Origin of the sequence: Niastella sp. OAS944, assembly GCA_024809215.1 — a bacterium.
Lineage (GTDB): Bacteria > Bacteroidota > Bacteroidia > Chitinophagales > Chitinophagaceae > Niastella.
Genome location: JANUBW010000004.1, coordinates 391,814 through 408,980, shown reverse-complemented (window position 1 = coordinate 408,980; position 17,167 = coordinate 391,814). Strand labels below are relative to the sequence as shown.

Here is a 17,167-nt window from a genome sequence, read left to right as displayed (position 1 = left end):
ATAGTTAGGTCAAAATGCGGCATATTAAGTTACCGGCGCCCTATAGTTGGTTACTGATATCGCATATTAAAACCAAATACGGCATAGTGAGTTACCCCTGCCTCATCTTTAATAACATAGTAAACGTCTATCTGACATTTTCCAATTCAGTCGCCCATTTTCACCAGGTTTGCTAACAAACCCTTGTCAACTTGTTAACCTGTCAACTTTTCAACTTAAATTGCCAACCCATACGATCCCATTTCCGTCTAATTACCCAATATCAAGTAAGTATGCACCTGAAAACATTGCTTCGTTACTCTCTTTTACTGACGGCCATAGGCCCTTTTTCCCGGCTCAACGCGCAAAATCCCAATACATTGTGGTATAAACAACCCGCAGCCGCCTGGACGGATGCCTTACCCCTGGGTAATGGCCGCCTTGGCGCCATGGTTTTTGGTGGGGTACAGGAGGAGCATTTACAGTTGAATGAGGCCACCTTGTGGAGCGGCCGCCCAAGAGAATATGCCCGTGCCGGCGCCGTGCAATACCTGCAGCCTATTCGTCAGCTGCTGAATGAGGGTAAACAAAAGGAGGCCGAAGAAATGGGCGAGAAATATTTTATGGGATTGAAAGATCCTGAAGATAGTTCTTACAATATTCAAAAAGACAACTGGTTTAAATCGGTAAGAACAAACGAAGCGCCTGCTGCAGCGGATTTCAATGATAACAATTGGGCCACCATGCAGCTGCCTATACTCGAAGGGTGGGAGCGCACGGGGCTTATGGGTCTCGATGGTGCATTGTGGTTCCGTACTTCATTTAATGTGCCTGCAAAATGGCTGGGTAAGAACCTGGTGCTCGATCTGGGTAGGATCAGGGATATGGATTTTACTTATGTAAATGGTAAACCCGTTGGTAACGATGAAGGCATCAGTAAAAAAAGGAAATATACCATTCCTGCCTCGTTATTAAAAGAAGGAAAGAATACAGTGGCGGTGCAGGTGATCAACTTTTTTGATAAAGGTGGTTTTATTGGCGTGAAAACAGGTAGAACACTGTGTGTTTATCCTGAAGGCGGCGATGCCGATACGGTAGCTCTTGCCAATCCCTGGAAGTATAATATTCAGAACGATAACCCACCGGCGATGCCGCGTTACGAGGCCGACTATCTGCCTTTTGGTGATCTGTATTTTCGTTTCAATCATGGCGCTGATGTTACCAATTATCAGCGGTCATTGGATCTCGATAGTGCCATTGCAAAAGTTTCATATACTGCAAATGGAGTTAATTATAACCGTGAGTATTTTATAAATGCTCCCAGTCAGTGTTTGGTAGCGCATTTTACGTCGGGAAAAGTGGGCGCATTGTCATTACAGGTCGTTTTAAATTCTCCTCATAAGAAATATGTTGTAAAGAAAATTGACGGCAGAACGCTTTCAATTTCTTTGCAGGTGAGCAATGGCGTGTTAAAAGGTGTGGGGTTTCTTTATGTAATGGCAACGGATGGTGAGCTAATGGTAAGTGATACCGCAATTGAATTGCAAAAGGCCACGGCTGCAAGTTTTGTTTTTGTTGCTGCATCCAGTTTCAAAAGTTTTAAAGATGTATCGGGTGATCCACTGGCATTGTGTAAAACTTCGCTGAATAGAGTGAAAGGAGTTTCCTTTAATACAGTGAAAGCGGCACACGTAAAAGATTACAGCCGGTTTTATAATACGTTTGGTTTTAATATCCCCGCCGGCAAAAACGCCACATTACCAACCGATGAGCGTATTCGTAAGTTCAATATGCAAGACGATCCTTCGTTGATCTCCTTGTTTGTAATGTACAGCCGCTACCTGCTCCTCTCTTCTTCTCGTCCCGGTGGGCAACCTGCTAACCTGCAGGGTATTTGGAACGATCTGTTAACACCGCCATGGGGCAGTAAGTATACCACCAATATCAATCTGCAAATGAATTACTGGCCTGCCGAAGTGTTGAACCTTTCTTCCTGTACGCAGCCATTGTTTCAAATGATAAATGAACTGGCCGAGGCCGGTAAACAAACCGCACAAAAACATTATGGCGCACCTGGCTGGGTATTGCATCATAATACCGATCTGTGGCGTGGCACGGCACCCATCAATGCAAGTAATCATGGCATATGGGTTACCGGCGGCGCATGGTTGTGCTTGCACATATGGGAACATTACCTGTTTACGCAAGACACGGCTTTTCTGCGACAGCAATATCCTAACATGCTGGCCGCAGCGCAGTTTTTTGAAAAGTTCCTGGTAAAAGATCCTAAAACAGGTTATCGCATTAGTACGCCCTCCAACTCGCCCGAACATGGCGGGTTAGTGGCTGGTCCCACTATGGACCACCAGATCATTCGCGACCTTTTCAAAAATACCATTGCTGCAGCCGCTGTATTGAAAAAGGATGCGGCCTTTATGCAAAAACTAAAAACGCTGATTCCGCAAATAGCGCCCAATAAAATAGGTAAACACAACCAGTTACAGGAGTGGATGGAAGACGTAGATGAACCAAGGGACCAGCACCGCCACATTTCTCATTTGTATGGTGTATTTCCCGGTACCGATATTACCTGGAAGGATTCTGCCATGATGAAAGCCGCCCGTCAGTCGTTGATCTATCGTGGTGATGGTGGTACCGGTTGGAGCCTTGCCTGGAAAGTGAATGTATGGGCCCGTTTTAAAGACGGCGATCATTCATTACTGATGATAAAGAACCTGTTCACACCGGCCATCGATGAGCGTGGTGTTGAGCGCGGTGGTGTTTATAATAATTTGTTCGATGCACATCCGCCATTCCAGATCGATGGTAATTTCGGCGGTGCTTCGGGTATAGCCGAATGGCTGGTGCAAAGCCATACCGGTGTTATTGAATTGTTGCCCGCTTTACCTGCTGAATTACCCGATGGCGAAGTAAGAGGTATTTGCGCACGCGGTGGTTTTGTACTCGATCTAAAATGGCAGCAGGGTAAATTAAATACTGTTAAAGTAGTTTCAAAGTCGGGCAAGCCCTGTAACCTCAAATACGGAACAAACGTAATTACGTTTGTAACAAAGAAAAATGGCAGCTATTCATTCAATGGTAGCTTAAAGAAATTGTGATCATAATGATGAGATCTATAATAAAAAATATTGCTGTTGTTAGTTCAGTTTTGTGTTTTGATAGTGCCGCGGCACAAACGTCGGGTCGCGTTGATGTTTCTCTCAATAGCTCCTGGCTTTCCATCGCCAACGATACCAATCAACACGCCTATGATGGGTTCGAAGAACCATCTTACAATACCGCCGCCTGGCAGCCGGTAAACGTGCCCCACAACTGGGATGCATATGAAGGCTATCGCCGCCTGCATCATGGCAATCGCCATGGCTATGCCTGGTACCGGAAAACATTTACAGTTGCCCGTAAGGAACAAGGCAAACGTTATTTTCTTTGGTTCGAAGGGGTAGGCTCATTTGCCACGGTTTGGGTAAATGGTAAAAAAGCAGGTGCGCATGCCGGTGGCAGAACAACCTTTACTATAGATGTTACCGACTTAATAGTTGATGGTAATAAACCAAATCTGTTGGCGGTGCGTGCCGATCATCCGGCCAATATTCAAACCCTGCCCTGGGTATGTGGCGGTTGTTCCGATGAACGGGGCTTTAGCGAAGGTTCGCAACCCATGGGTATTTTTCGCCCGGTACATTTAATAACAACCAATGCAGTTCGGGTAGAACCGTTTGGCGTGCACATCTGGAACGATACGGCCGTATCGGCAAAGTCGGCACTATTACACCTGGCAACAACAGTAAAGAACTATGGCGATAGACCCGTTACCATTGCCATTTCGCAACGCCTGTTGAACAAGGCGCGTCAATTGGTGGTAAAAACGATTACCAATAATACCTTACAACCAGGCCAGGTTGCAGAAACAAAACAGCAGCTGCCGCAAATAAATACCCCGCATTTATGGTCGTTAACCGATCCGTATTGTTATACGCTGGTAACAGAAGTAGTACAAAATGGTAAGGTAATAGATGTTACCGAAACGCCTTACGGCATTCGGTGGATCAGCTGGCCGGTTGGTAAGGTAGGCGGTCGTTTCTACCTGAATGGTAAACCGGTTTTCATCAATGGTATTGCAGAGTATGAACATTTAATGGGCGCCAGTCATGCCTTTAGCGACGAGGCCGTTCGCGCCCGTGTACAACAAATAAAAGCGGTTGGCTTTAATGCGTTTCGCGATGCACACCAGCCGCATAACCTGCGTTATCAATACCTGCTCGATAGCCTGGGCCTGCTTTGGTGGACGCAACTCAGCGCCCACGTATGGTACAATACACCTGAGTTTAAAAGCAATTTTAAAACCTTATTAAAAGAATGGGTTATAGAACGGCGGAATAGTCCGAGCCTGGTATTATGGGGTTTGCAAAACGAAAGCAAGATCCCTGAGGATTTTGCCCGCGAATGTACTGAGCTCATCCGTGAGCTTGACCCAACTACTTCCACTCAGCGAAAAGTAACCACCTGTAATGGCGGTGAAGGTACCGATTGGGACGTTCCGCAAAACTGGACGGGCACCTATGGCGGCAATCCCGCCTTGTATGCCAGTGATGTTATTCGTCAGCAACTGATAGGTGAGTACGGCGCCTGGCGTACGCTCGATCTGCATACCAAAGGCGGTTTTGTACAGAACGGAATAGTGAGTGAAGACCGCATGACGCAACTCATGGAAATGAAAGTGCGTTTGGCCGAATCAGTGAAAGATAGCACCTGTGGACATTTCTTCTGGCTCTATACTTCGCACGACAATCCCGGCCGTGTGCAGAGTGGGGAAGGGTATCGCGAGCTCGATCGCATTGGCCCTGTTAATTATAAAGGCCTGTTAACGCCCTGGGAAGAACCGCTGGATGTATTTTATATGTTCCGCGCCAACTATGCGCCAAAGGAAACCTCACCCATGGTGTACATTGTATCGCACACCTGGCCCAACCGGTGGACGGCACCCGGTAAAAAAGACGGTATTGTCGTTTATAGCAATTGCGATGAAGTGGAATTGTTAAATGATGTAAATAACGCTTCGCTGGGTAAACGCAAACGCAACGGCATTGGCACCCATTTTCAATGGGATGGTGTTGATATTAAATACAACGTTTTATATGCAATAGGTTATGTAAAAGGTAAAAAGGTAACCACAGATGTTATTGTCTTAAACCATTTACCACAGGCGCCGGGTATTTCTGCGCTGTACAAATCGCTGCCATCTACTGAGGGTATGTTGCCGTTAATGACGGCGCCAGCGAAAGGATTCAATTATTTATATAGAGTGAATTGCGGTGGTGCCGATTATAAAGATAGTAATGGTAATACCTGGTTGGCCGATCGGGAGAAAAGATCACAAGATACCTGGGGCTCTGTTAGCTGGACGAAACAATTCCCCGGCATGCCGGCATTTTTTGCCAGCCAGCGCCAGCGCAATATGAATATCGTTGGAACCAGTGACTGGCCTTTGTTCCAGGATTTTCGTTATGGCCTGCAGCAATTGAAATATGAATTTCCTGTGCCCGATGGCGATTACCGGGTGGAGTTATTTTTCAAAGAACCCTGGTGGGGCATTGGTGGTTTGAATGCCAAAGGCTGGCGGGTGTTTGATGTAGCCATCAATAATAAAACGGTGATCAGGGACCTCGATATCTGGTCTGAAGTTGGTAACCGTGCATTGAAGAAAGTAGTTGATGTACATGTTACCGGCGGCCAATTAACCATTTCTTTCCCAAATACAAAAGTGGGGCAGGCGGTTATTGCGGCCATTGCCATTGCAACGAAAGATGTGAAAGTGACGCCTGCTGCACCATCGCCTACTTTGATAAGTAACCTGTTGTCTTTAGATGCAAGGCCAACAGAAGCAAGGAGCTGGTTAAATACAGGCGACCAACAGTATATAAGCGATAGCAATTGTGCTATTACTGTTTTGCCGCCTACTTTATACGGAGCAGAATGGTTTAAGATACCAGCTGGCAGGAAATTGACCGGTGTGCCGTCTTTTGTTGTTGCTAACGATGCAGACGTGTTTATTGCAGTCGATAGCGTTTTGCAAAAGCCTGAGTGGTTAAACGATTATGAGGATACCAAAATGGTGATGCAGAACATTCGGCAAACCCTTAGGTTATATCGCAAAAGGGTTACTGCAAATACTAAAATTAACCTGGGCGAAGGAGTGAGTACTGTGATCGTTACCCCCGTAACAACCTTACAACCCCCGTTCGATCAAAAGCCAACCACCTCTATAAAAATGCCGCAGGCAACAATCAATAGCAAAGGCAATGAACGCCGATTGGTAAACAATCGCGAATCGGTAGTGTTCACCAAGCCAACAGGTGGCCAAATTGATTTTACCATTACACCCGGTGTGGCCGATGTTTATTCAATTACATTCCGTTATTCAAATACAGGTACGGAAACACGTAAAGGGCAATGGCAATTGATACAGGCCGATGGTACGGTAATGAAAGCCGAAGCCATAGAATTTACCAATACACGCGACGGAAAATGGAATTACGTCACCACCACTACCGGCTCCATGATTAACGCTGGTAAGTATATTATAAGAATTACTGCTACGGATGCAGAGGGAGTAGCGGTTGGTGGATTGGATGTGCAGTAGGTTAATGTGATAATGAGATAATTCGATAATGTGATAATTAAAAATGCTCAACGCGAAAAATAATTTGCGTTGAGCATTTTTTATAGTTGAAATTAGGAATGCCAGAAGTCTGTTAGTGGTCTCGAATAAAAGCCTGTGAACTAAGAACTAAAAACTAAGAACTAAAAACTAAGAACTACTTCACCAAACTATTAAGATAAACTTCCAGGTTAGTATATCCGCTTGATGTAACCGCATTACCATCTGCAGACATAGTTGCACGTAACTTATTCAGCTTCTCATAAGCATCAGGCATGCCATCTTCATCGGTATCGGCTAACACCGTACCCTGGTTGTAAACAGCCCAGCCTTCAACAGCGGCCGGACTGTCAATAATCCCCGCCTTGCCAAACACACCTTTACCAGATGCTATTTTATGCTGCACTTCGTACACAACACGCGCATCGGTGGCATCTCTTTTAGGCAGGGTTGCGCCGGCGCCGGCCAGTACGGTTTTATAAGCTTCCTTGGCGATCTCGTTGTTCGATATTCTCATTACGGCAAATACCGTATCTGATTTTGCCTGGCTACGGCTTTCTTCAGGCAGTTCGCTAAGATCAACACCCAGCCAGTTGTCTTTTGTGAGCTCTTTATTACCGGCCATATAATTGCCCGCAACAAACCATTGTCCAACCGAGTTATTGGGGTTCTTTGCATATAATGCATGAACGAATTTCAACGTATCGGCTGTAGCCGGGCCAGGTTGATAATAGTTGTTTACGATGTTTACGTGGGATGTGCCACCAGGGATCTTTATATCACCGCCATAACAGGCATTGGAACTGCCCCAGTTGTAATTAACGTTGCAGCGGTAATCAACAATGGCCATGGTATCGTGGGCCCGGGCGCCATTGAAACGTACAGTGCGGTTATTTAAATGGGCAAACAGGTTGTGGTGAAACGATGCGTATTGTCCACCCCAAACGCCGCCATATGAACGATGGCCTTTGTGATGGCCCGCCTCGTACAAACCTTCACTTATAATGCACCATTGAATGGTAATGTTTTTAACGTCATATGCAGCCACGCACTCTTCATTGGCCCAGCTAAAAGAGCAGTGGTCTATAATAACATCATGAGCATTCTCTATATCCAATCCATAAACGCCTTTTGAGTAATTGCTGCCGGGTCTTGAACGAATATACCGGATAATGATATTTCCATGGTTGCCACCTTTATTGGCGCCATTGATGATAAAGGAATTGCCTTTCAGGCAAATGCCATCACCGGGCGCAGTTTGTCCGGCAACGGTTACGTTCGATCTTTTTAAAACCAACGGGGTAACAAGGTCAATAATGCCCGATACCTGAAAAACAACGGTAAGCGGTTCGTTGGGGTAGGCGGCCAGCGCCTGGCGAAAACTGCCTGCTCCGTCATCTTGTAAATTGGTTACAATGGCAACCTTTCCACCCCGGCCGCCAGTGGCGTATTTACCATAACCTTCGGCCCCGGGAAAGGCAACTTGTCTTTCCCGGGGAAAGGCAATTTGCTGGGCTTTTGTATTTTTAGAAAAGGATATTATTGAAAGTGCAAGAAATATTAACTTAATTGTAGGGTTGGGAAAGCAATTTTTCATGACAGCTTATATTTAAGCGGGTTTAGAACGATAAAAGTAATAAAACAGGACAGATTTAAGATTAGATTATTATTAGACGTTTTCTGAACGGTAATGGTTGTACAAAACCTGACTGGTTGTATAAAATGTATTATTTACGCTTATATCTTTGCAAAAATTGACGGGCGATGCCACTTTTTGAGCCCCCGCCACATCTTCAATTGCCAATAGGCAATAGAAATAGGCGATAAGCAAGGGTTCGCGCATTGCGGAGTGCCCGATTAAAGGCAGGCTATAGCTGCGAATTAATTGCCAATTGCACATTGCCAATTGCACATTGCCAATTGCATATTGATTTGCCAATTGGTTTACCGACTAAAACAATGATTTTGAAAAAGATTACGGCAATTCTTCTTCTTCAGGCAGGTATAATGACAGCCTGGGCGCAAACAACGCCAAAAGCGGTTTCCGATTCAGTAATGCAACGTGTTTACGAACAGGTAAAAACTCCTTATAAGTACGGCCTGGTGGTAGTACCGGCTGATAACGATAAAAAACTCGACTGTCCCACGGTGTTCCGCAAAGGCAGTACCTGGTATATGACCTATGTGATCTTTGATGGCCGTGGTTATGAAACCTGGTTGTCGGAAAGTAAAGACCTGCTGCATTGGACCACAAAGGGACGATTGATGTCTTTATCGCAGGATACCACTGTTTGGGATGCGCACCAACGTGCGGGGTACCCCGCTTTGCAGGATATGCAATGGGGTGGCAGTTATCAATGGCAGCCGTACAATAAAAAATACTGGATGTCGTATTTCGGTGGCAATGCACGCGGTTATGAAGCCGGTTTGTTATCCATCGGTATGGCGTATAGTACAAAGGACCCGATAAAACAACCCGAATTTCAACGGGTGGCACAACCGGTTCTTACCTCAAAAGATGCTGATGTACGGTGGTGGGAAAATAAAAAGCAATTCAAAAGTTCCGTTATCTGGGATAAAAAGAAACTCACCGGTTATCCTTTTGTAATGTATTACAATGCCAATGGCGATACCGCTATCGATAATAAAAAAACGCGTTGGTTCGAGCGTATTGGCATGGCCGTATCAAACGACATGGTGCATTGGAAACGTTACCAAACTGAACCGGTAATGCATCACCCCGTAGGTATTACCGGCGATGCAGTTATTCAACAAATGGGCGACCTGTATGTGATGTTTTATTTTGGAGCTTTTTGGCAGGATCGTAAAGCTGCATTCAACCGCTTTGCCTGTTCATACGACCTTGTAAACTGGACCGACTGGCAGGGCGCTAACCTTATTGAGCCCTCAAAACCATTTGATGAAAAATGGGCCCATAAATCGTTTGTAGTAAAACATAACGGTGTTGTATATCATTTTTACTGCGGGGTGAATAATAAGGATCAAAGGGGGATAGCTGTGGCTACTTCAAAGGACCTTGGTTCTGGCGAAGTAGAATTTGTGAAGTAGGTTTGAATGTTGAATGCCGAATATCGAATGTTCAATATCGAATGTTGAAGTGAAGAAATGAAGAATGAAAAATGTTAAATGAAAAATGAAAAAGTAAATACAGTTCCGGATTGCAACTTTTGTATTTGCTTTCGGCTTTCAGCTGTATTTTCGGCCTTTGTATTTGCTTATAGCTTACAGCTTACCGCTTGCAGCTGTATTTTCCGTTTCACGACAGCGAGGCCTTAAGTTTCGGGCATCATTGCCGATTCACGATTGCCGATTGCCGACAAAAAAATTAAGAATGAAGAAGTGTCTATATATACTGTTATTGGTGTTATTGAATCAAAGCGCATCCGCCCAACGAACGATCATCGATTTCAACAACGACTGGAAATTTTGGTTAGGCGATACCGCTATTGCCAAAGAAGTAAGTTATAACGATAATAGCTGGCGCACCCTCAGCCTGCCGCACGACTGGAGTATAGAAGGCGAGTTCAGCGATAAACACCCGGGTACGCCCAACCAGGCAGCCCTGCCCACAGGTATCGGCTGGTACCGTAAAACATTTACGCTGCCTGCCAATGCAAAAGATAAAAAAGTAACTATTGAGTTTGACGGTATATATCGCAACAGCGAAGTATGGGTAAATGGCCATTATGTAGGCAAACGCGCCAATGGGTACATTTCATTTGGCTACGATGTAACGGAATACTGCGACACCAATGCGGCTCAGCAGGTAATGGCTGTAAAGGTTGACAATTCTTTACAACCCAACTCGCGCTGGTATACCGGTTCGGGCATTTATCGCAATGTACGGCTGGTGCTCACCAATAAAGTGGCCATTGAGCAATGGGGCACATTTGTAACAACTCCAATTGTCAGCGCCAATATTGCCATGGTGCAAATAAAAACACAAGTAAAGAACACAGGAGAAGAAGGGAAGGGAAATGTATATACGTATATATATGATGCGGCAGGCAAACTGGTAAGCAGGGGGAATGCGTTAATGAATGGTAATCCTCTTATACCGGTAGGAATATCAACCTATACCTGTTCGGCTGCTATTAACCTGCCGAAATTATGGTCTGTTGAAACGCCCTACTTATATAAGGCAGTTACCCGGGTGGTAGTGAATGGAAAAATTGTTGATGAATATGCAACACCATTCGGCATCAGGTATTTCAATTTTGATGTTCAGAAAGGTTTTTCATTGAATGGAAAACCCACCAAGATACTGGGTGTGTGTATGCACCACGACCTGGGCGCATTGGGCGCAGCTGTTAACGTTCGCGCCATGGAGCGGCAGTTACAGATCCTGAAAGATATGGGCTGTAATGCCATTCGTACCTCGCACAACCCGCCGGCACCGGAGTTTCTCGACCTCTGCGATAAAATGGGCTTTATTGTAATGGACGAAGCCTTCGATATGTGGAAGAAGAAAAAGAACAAATTTGATTATAATATCGACTGGGATAAATGGCATAAGCAGGACCTGGAAGACCAGATAAAAAGAGACCGCAATCACCCCTCGGTAATTATCTGGAGTATAGGCAACGAGATCCGCGAACAGTTCGATAGCACCGGTATACCCATTACAAAAGAACTGGTGAACATTGTAAAACAGCTCGACACTACAAGACCCGTAACATCGGCGCTTACCGAAACTGACACTACAAAGAACTTTATATATCAGGCCAATGCATTGGACCTGATGGGAATGAATTACAATCAGCAATTATATGCCGATTTTCAAACCCGTTATCCCGGTAAAAAATTCCTGGCAACGGAAACTATGTCGGCCCTCGCCAGCCGCGGGCATTACGATATGCCTTCAGACAGTATCCGGTTCTGGCCATTAAAAGGACAAAAATTTGTAGAGAATGGCAACCCCGATTATACGGTTTCTGCCTATGATCATGTAGCCGCGTATTGGGGTTCAACCCACGAACAAACCTGGAAGATCATAAAGGAGCATGAGTTTATGAGTGGTTTATTTGTATGGTCTGGCTTTGATTTTCTGGGTGAGCCCGTGCCATATCCCTGGCCGGCCCGCAGTTCTTATTATGGTATCATCGATTTGGCAGGTTTCCCTAAGGACGCTTATTATATGTACCAGAGCGAATGGACCAATAAAACAGTGTTACATGTATTTCCCCATTGGAACTGGACAGCTGGTAAAGAAGTAGATGTATGGGCTTATTATAATAATGCCGATGAGGTAGAGTTGTTCCTGAATGACCGTTCATTAGGTGTTCGTAAAAAACAACCGCTTGATATTCATGTGCAATGGCGGGTAAAGTATGAGCCTGGGACCCTGAAAGCTGTATCGCGGAAAGATGGTAAAGTAGTGCTCACAAAACTGATAAAAACGGCCGGTGAACCCGCCCGTCTGGAAATAGTGCCAGATAAAAGAATCCTCCATGCCGACGGAAAAGACCTCTCTTTTGTCACCGTGCGAATTTTAGATAAAAACGGCAATTTGGTGCCCGAAGCCAACAACAAGATAAGTGTTGAAGTGGTGGGCGAGGGCGTTTTGGCTGGTATGGATAATGGCTACCCGGCCAGTATGGAATCGTTCAAAGCTTTATCACACAAGGCTTACAACGGATTGTGCCTTGCCATTATTCAATCGAAGAACAAAGCCGGAAATATTAAGGTTAATATAACATCCCCAGGTTTGCCCCCGGCAACTGTTGTTATTCAAACACGTTAAAACTACAAGAATAGCAGGTATAGGTGACCAACATAAAATAGTAAAATATTCCATCAATTTAGTGAAACCTTACATTGTTTACACTTGGGGTCACCTGTACCTTTATTACGGTAAAATGAATAATAAACAGATAACAATGATTTTTGAAAATATTGGTTAAGAGATCCTGATGGTCCATTGTATTCTGAAGGAACTTTAAACGATTGAGCATATGAAGCGCTTTTGCTTGCCCGGTCTTCCTTATTCGCCATGTATGATATCGCCTGCTTTTTCGGCTGAAGTTATCACCAGCGTATTATCCGGACACTCCAAAGCACTCCTTGCACAATCTACACTAATCAACAAGACAGGCTAAGTACCCCGCACTTTGATTACACCGTTTTTAAACCAAATCCGTTAAACGGAAATTCTCTTTTACACAAAAGAGTCTGTTGAACACACGCTAACCTAAAAGTAACAACTAACGTAAAACAAATTTGACTTCGGGCATATACGCCGGGAGCATAACTCAATATTGCCAAATGAAACGTACTGGTAGTTTATATCTAATGGTTATAGGGCTTGCAATTGTAACGATGTTATTTTCTGTAACTCCGGGGCTTGCGCAAACTGCTCAATCGCAGGAAGAGTATGTAAAGGTTATAACTAACCGCGCCGCTAAAATTGTTGCAGCGTTTCACAGTAGTGACACTGTCTTTACTAAAAAGGTGACTGCTGTAATAGCCGACCAGTATATGTCACTGGGCCACATACATGATGCACGCAATGCAAAGATCAAAGAAATAAAATCGAAAGGTGCTGAGTTGACTGCCGACGATAAAGCAGCCATTCAAAAACTGGAAGCAGATGCCGATCAGGAACTGGCAAAACTGCACACTGCCTATTTGACAAAATTATCCGCCCTTTGTACCCCACTCCAAATAGAAGAAGTGAAAAACGGGATGACGTTCAATGTGTTAAATGTTACATATACAGCTTACCAGGATATGCTTCCCAATTTAACTGAAGAGCAAAAAAAGCAAATAGTTATTTGGTTAACCGAAGCGCGTGAAAAAGCTATGGATGCCGAGTCATCTGATAAAAAACATGGCGTATTTGGAAAGTATAAAGGTCGCATCAACAACTATTTGTCGGCCGCAGGTGTCGACATGAAAAAAGAAGAGGCCGCCTGGCAGCAACGCATCAAGGAAAGAAAGGCAGCGGCTAAGCAAAGTAAGTAGTAAACAATAAGTATTTCTAAATAGACAATATGCATAGTGTTTGGCTAACATATTGTTGGGTCTCTTTACACTTAATATTGTATGTTTTACTCTCACGACTTAAAACCATTAATGAGGAATGAGATTGCAAACAAAGTTTTATCAGTCCGTAAAAACTAATGCTGTATGAATTTGCGACTATCTAAAAAGTTTTCCCTTTCATTTATCCTGCTGTTGCTGATAACAGTGGGCTCCTTTGCCCAGGTGAGAGAGGTTACGGGGCAGGTTACCGACGCTGAAGGTAAGCCAGTAGCGGGTGTTACCGTATCGGTTAAGGGAACCGCTGCCAATGTAGTTACCGATGCAAATGGTAATTACAAATTAATGGCTACGCCCGAGCAAACGATCGTGTTTACACACATCTCATTCGCCATTAAGGAAGTAAAAGTAGCGGCGCATCCTTCTATTAATGTAGCGTTATCAAATGCTGATAATAAGTTGGATGATGTGATTGTGATTGGTTATGGTACACAAAGACAAAAAAATGTTACCGGGTCCGTGGTTAACGTTAATATGTCAAAACTTACCGAACAGCCTGTACCTACCCTTACTGAAGCCCTGAGAGGCCAGGTACCTGGGTTAGCTGTAACTGGCGGTGCCAATCGTCCCGGCGTAATGGCAAGCTTAAACATTCGTCAGCAGTTTAACTGGGGTAAAGATGGTGGTAACACCAATCCCCTGATTGTGATAGATGATGTGATACAGGTAGACCCCGGATCTGGATTATCTTCGATGGACCGTTTTAATCAGCTTGATCCTTCCGAGGTAGAAAGCATTACCGTACTGCGTGATGCTGCGGCTGCCATTTATGGTTCGCGTGCATCACAGGGCGCCATTGTGGTGAAAACAAAAAGAGGAAAAGCAGGCGCGCCAAAGATCAACTACTCTGGTAAGTTTGAGCTCACCGATGCGGTTAGCCATGGCAAGGTGATGAATGCTTATGATTATGGTATTTTCACCAATCGTTTCGGCCGCGGTATTGGTAACTGGACTGTCAACCAGTTCTTTACTGATGAAGAACTGGAGCGAATGAAAGATATAAATTATGACTGGTTGAAGGAAGCATGGAAGCCGGCAACTGCCCAGCAACATGCTTTAACTGTTAGTGGCGGATCTGAAAAAGCAACCTATTTTATGGGTGGGTCTTATTACACTCAGGGGGCTAATTTGGGTGTGAACGATTTTAAAAGATATACGTTCAGGGCCGGTTCTGATGTAACCGTGGCAAATGGCCTGAAGCTTTCTGCTACCATTGCCGCAACCAATTCAAACCTTTCAAGAACATTTACAAAAATGGGTATTAGCGATAATACCTATGGAAATTCAGGCGGTGAGCAGGCAGATTATAGCAATTTGCTCCATATGCCTAAGTTCATACCATGGATGTGGAATATTGGTGGGGTCGACAGGTATGTTTCTCCTTCCATGGGCCCTAACAGATTAGGCGCCGTAAATAGTAATACCGTTATTTCGGGTACCAACTTCTTTGCATTGTTGAACAATGGTTCTAAAACAACGCAAAAAGGGTTTAACTACAATGCTAATTTTTCATTGTCATATGAAGTGCCCTGGATCAAAGGCCTGTCTGCAAAAGCAACATACGCAATACAATCCAGCTCATCTACAAACGAGCAGGTAATGAATGCTGTTACCTTGTCACGTAACGGCTCGGGAGATAAGGCAGGTTATCACTTATATGATGATACTACCAAATGGGATGCGCCTGTTGTAAACAGAAGCCAGTCGCGTGTTGTATATAATAACCCTACCGGTACCACAGAACAAATAAACTTTTTTGTGAATTATGACCGCAGCTTTGGCGATCATAACATTGCCGCCGTATTCGGTGGTGAGCGCGCAAAAAATACCTATGACGACAGGCAACAACTTTACGATCAGCCTATACCTGGTTTTTACAATGGTACTTCTGTTTCTGCCGGAACAATAAACAACTCTACCACCATTACCACCAGGTTTGAGAATGGTACCCTTTCTTATTTAGGCCGTTTAAGCTATGCCTATAAGAACAGATACCTTTTACAGGTTGTTGGCCGTGCAGATGCTTCTTCACGTTTTGCTCCTGAAAACTATTGGGGTTTCTTCCCAACTGTTTCAGCAGGTTGGGTTATATCTGACGAAAACTTCTTTAAAGAGAACGTAAACTTTGTGAACTTCCTGAAGTTGCGTGCTTCCGTTGGTAAAACAGGTAACGATAACGTTAAGCCTTGGAAATGGATGCAGACTTATAGTATATTACCTGGTACTGGTAACGGTTTCGGAAGCAATGGTGGTACGCTTACAACCGGTATAACACCGGAAGTAGCTCCTAACAGAGATATTAAATGGGATAATACCGCTCAACGTAACTTCGGTATTGATTTCAGCGTACTGCGTAATCGTCTGTCTGTAAATGTTGATCAGTATTTTAATAAATCTACTGACATGCTAACTGATATGCGTGATGCAAGCGGCACACCTTATTCAGTGGGCGGCGGATTTGCTGAACAAAACTATTCTGCTGTAAAATGGTGGGGTACTGAAATTTCAGTAACCTGGAAAGATAAAATAGCCAACAAAGTTGACTACACAATAAACATGAACTTTGGTACCGGCAACAGCAGAACGATAAAATACTTCGACCAGCCATTCGCATATCCCGGTGTTATGGAAACAAGGAAAGCTGTGGGCAATACCAGTGTAACAAGTATTTGGGGTCTAAAGACCTGGAGGGAAACTTCAACCGGCGATGGTATCTTACGTACCGACGATGATATCAATAACTACTGGCAATACCTAACTGATAATGCAGCCAAATCAGGTGTGCCCGCCGCTGCCCCTAAATACGGCGATATCGTAACCAAGGCGGGCATGAAAAAAGGTATGATTGCCTATGAAGATGTGCGGGGTGCTCTTAACACAGCTGATGGTACTTATGCCGGACCAAACGGGATTGTTGATAAAGACTCTCAGCAGGATTGGGTTAAGCTGAAAAAAGATAACAGAACATATGGTATCAATACCAACCTTAGTGCTTCTTATAAAGGAATAACCTTAAGTGCGCAGATCGCTACTTCATGGGGAGGTATGAACCAGATCGATTGGTTAAGAAACTCTACCAGCAGTACTGCCAGCATTTGGTCGCAGCCGATTTACCTGAAAGATATGTACGATGCAGTAGATAATCCTTTGGGTAAATATCCTAACATGGCCGCTGCCGAATGGGGTGGAACTAATTCTGACGCCGACTTCTGGAAAGTATCTTCTTTCCGTTCATATGTGCGTACGCTTACCATTGGTTATACATTGCCAAAAAGCTTAGTGGGCAGAGCCAGGCTTTATAACGCCAGAGTATACATTTCTGGTAACAATTTGTGGGATTTCTATAATCCATATCCTTACAAATACCGCAATATGTATGATGCACCAAACGTAGCTTATCCAACACTGCGTACATGGGCACTGGGCGTAAATGTAGGGTTCTAACAA

The 17,167-nt window shown here is 44.4% G+C and carries 7 protein-coding genes; 6 read left to right on the top strand and 1 reads right to left on the bottom strand.

The features are described from left to right. Positions 1-272 precede the first annotated feature (272 nt). Both GGD38_RS19930 and GGD38_RS19925 read left to right on the top strand, forming a co-directional pair. Positions 273-3,098, top strand: coding sequence for a glycoside hydrolase N-terminal domain-containing protein (locus GGD38_RS19930; RefSeq protein ID WP_375302152.1), 2,826 nt, complete (start codon positions 273-275; stop codon positions 3,096-3,098). A gap of 5 nt (positions 3,099-3,103) precedes the next feature. Beyond that, positions 3,104-6,640, top strand: coding sequence for a malectin domain-containing carbohydrate-binding protein (locus GGD38_RS19925; protein ID WP_375302151.1), 3,537 nt, complete (start codon positions 3,104-3,106; stop codon positions 6,638-6,640). A gap of 175 nt (positions 6,641-6,815) precedes the next feature. Here GGD38_RS19925 and GGD38_RS19920 read toward each other — a convergent pair whose 3' ends face one another. Next, positions 6,816-8,255 carry a polysaccharide lyase family 1 protein gene (locus tag GGD38_RS19920; RefSeq protein ID WP_375302150.1) on the bottom strand — a complete coding sequence of 480 codons (1,440 nt, stop codon included), beginning with the start codon at positions 8,253-8,255 and terminating at the stop codon, positions 6,816-6,818. A 368-nt stretch (positions 8,256-8,623) separates the two neighbouring features. Here GGD38_RS19920 and GGD38_RS19915 point away from each other — a divergent pair, with 368 nt between their 5' ends. The 4 genes from GGD38_RS19915 to GGD38_RS19900 all read left to right on the top strand — a co-directional run bounded on the left by GGD38_RS19915 (position 8,624) and on the right by GGD38_RS19900 (position 17,164). Next, the gene (locus GGD38_RS19915; protein WP_375303867.1) at positions 8,624-9,727 is read left to right on the top strand and encodes a glycosylase; all 1,104 of its coding nucleotides are present in this window, start codon (positions 8,624-8,626) and stop codon (positions 9,725-9,727) included. Positions 9,728-10,010: 283 nt separating this feature from the next. Further along, positions 10,011-12,422, top strand: coding sequence for a beta-galactosidase GalB (gene galB, locus GGD38_RS19910; protein ID WP_375302147.1), 2,412 nt, complete (start codon positions 10,011-10,013; stop codon positions 12,420-12,422). A 521-nt stretch (positions 12,423-12,943) separates the two neighbouring features. Further along, a complete protein-coding gene (locus tag GGD38_RS19905; protein WP_375302146.1) occupies positions 12,944-13,642 on the top strand; it encodes a DUF3826 domain-containing protein in 699 nt (232 codons plus the stop codon). Between the two features lie 165 nt (positions 13,643-13,807). Continuing rightward, positions 13,808-17,164: a SusC/RagA family TonB-linked outer membrane protein gene (locus GGD38_RS19900; protein ID WP_375302145.1), complete on the top strand. Its 3,357-nt coding sequence runs from the start codon at positions 13,808-13,810 to the stop codon at positions 17,162-17,164. The last annotated feature ends 3 nt before the right edge of the window (positions 17,165-17,167 follow it).

What these genes read in the sequence shown, in the direction of transcription:
- GGD38_RS19930 (WP_375302152.1), top strand. Translation starts at nt 273, where the DNA reads ATGCACCTGAAAACATTGCTTCGTTACTCTCTTTTACTGACGGCCATA.
- GGD38_RS19925 (WP_375302151.1), top strand. Translation starts at nt 3,104, where the DNA reads ATGATGAGATCTATAATAAAAAATATTGCTGTTGTTAGTTCAGTTTTG.
- GGD38_RS19920 (WP_375302150.1), bottom strand. Translation starts at nt 8,255, where the DNA reads ATGAAAAATTGCTTTCCCAACCCTACAATTAAGTTAATATTTCTTGCA.
- galB (WP_375302147.1), top strand. Translation starts at nt 10,011, where the DNA reads ATGAAGAAGTGTCTATATATACTGTTATTGGTGTTATTGAATCAAAGC.
- GGD38_RS19905 (WP_375302146.1), top strand. Translation starts at nt 12,944, where the DNA reads ATGAAACGTACTGGTAGTTTATATCTAATGGTTATAGGGCTTGCAATT.
- GGD38_RS19900 (WP_375302145.1), top strand. Translation starts at nt 13,808, where the DNA reads ATGAATTTGCGACTATCTAAAAAGTTTTCCCTTTCATTTATCCTGCTG.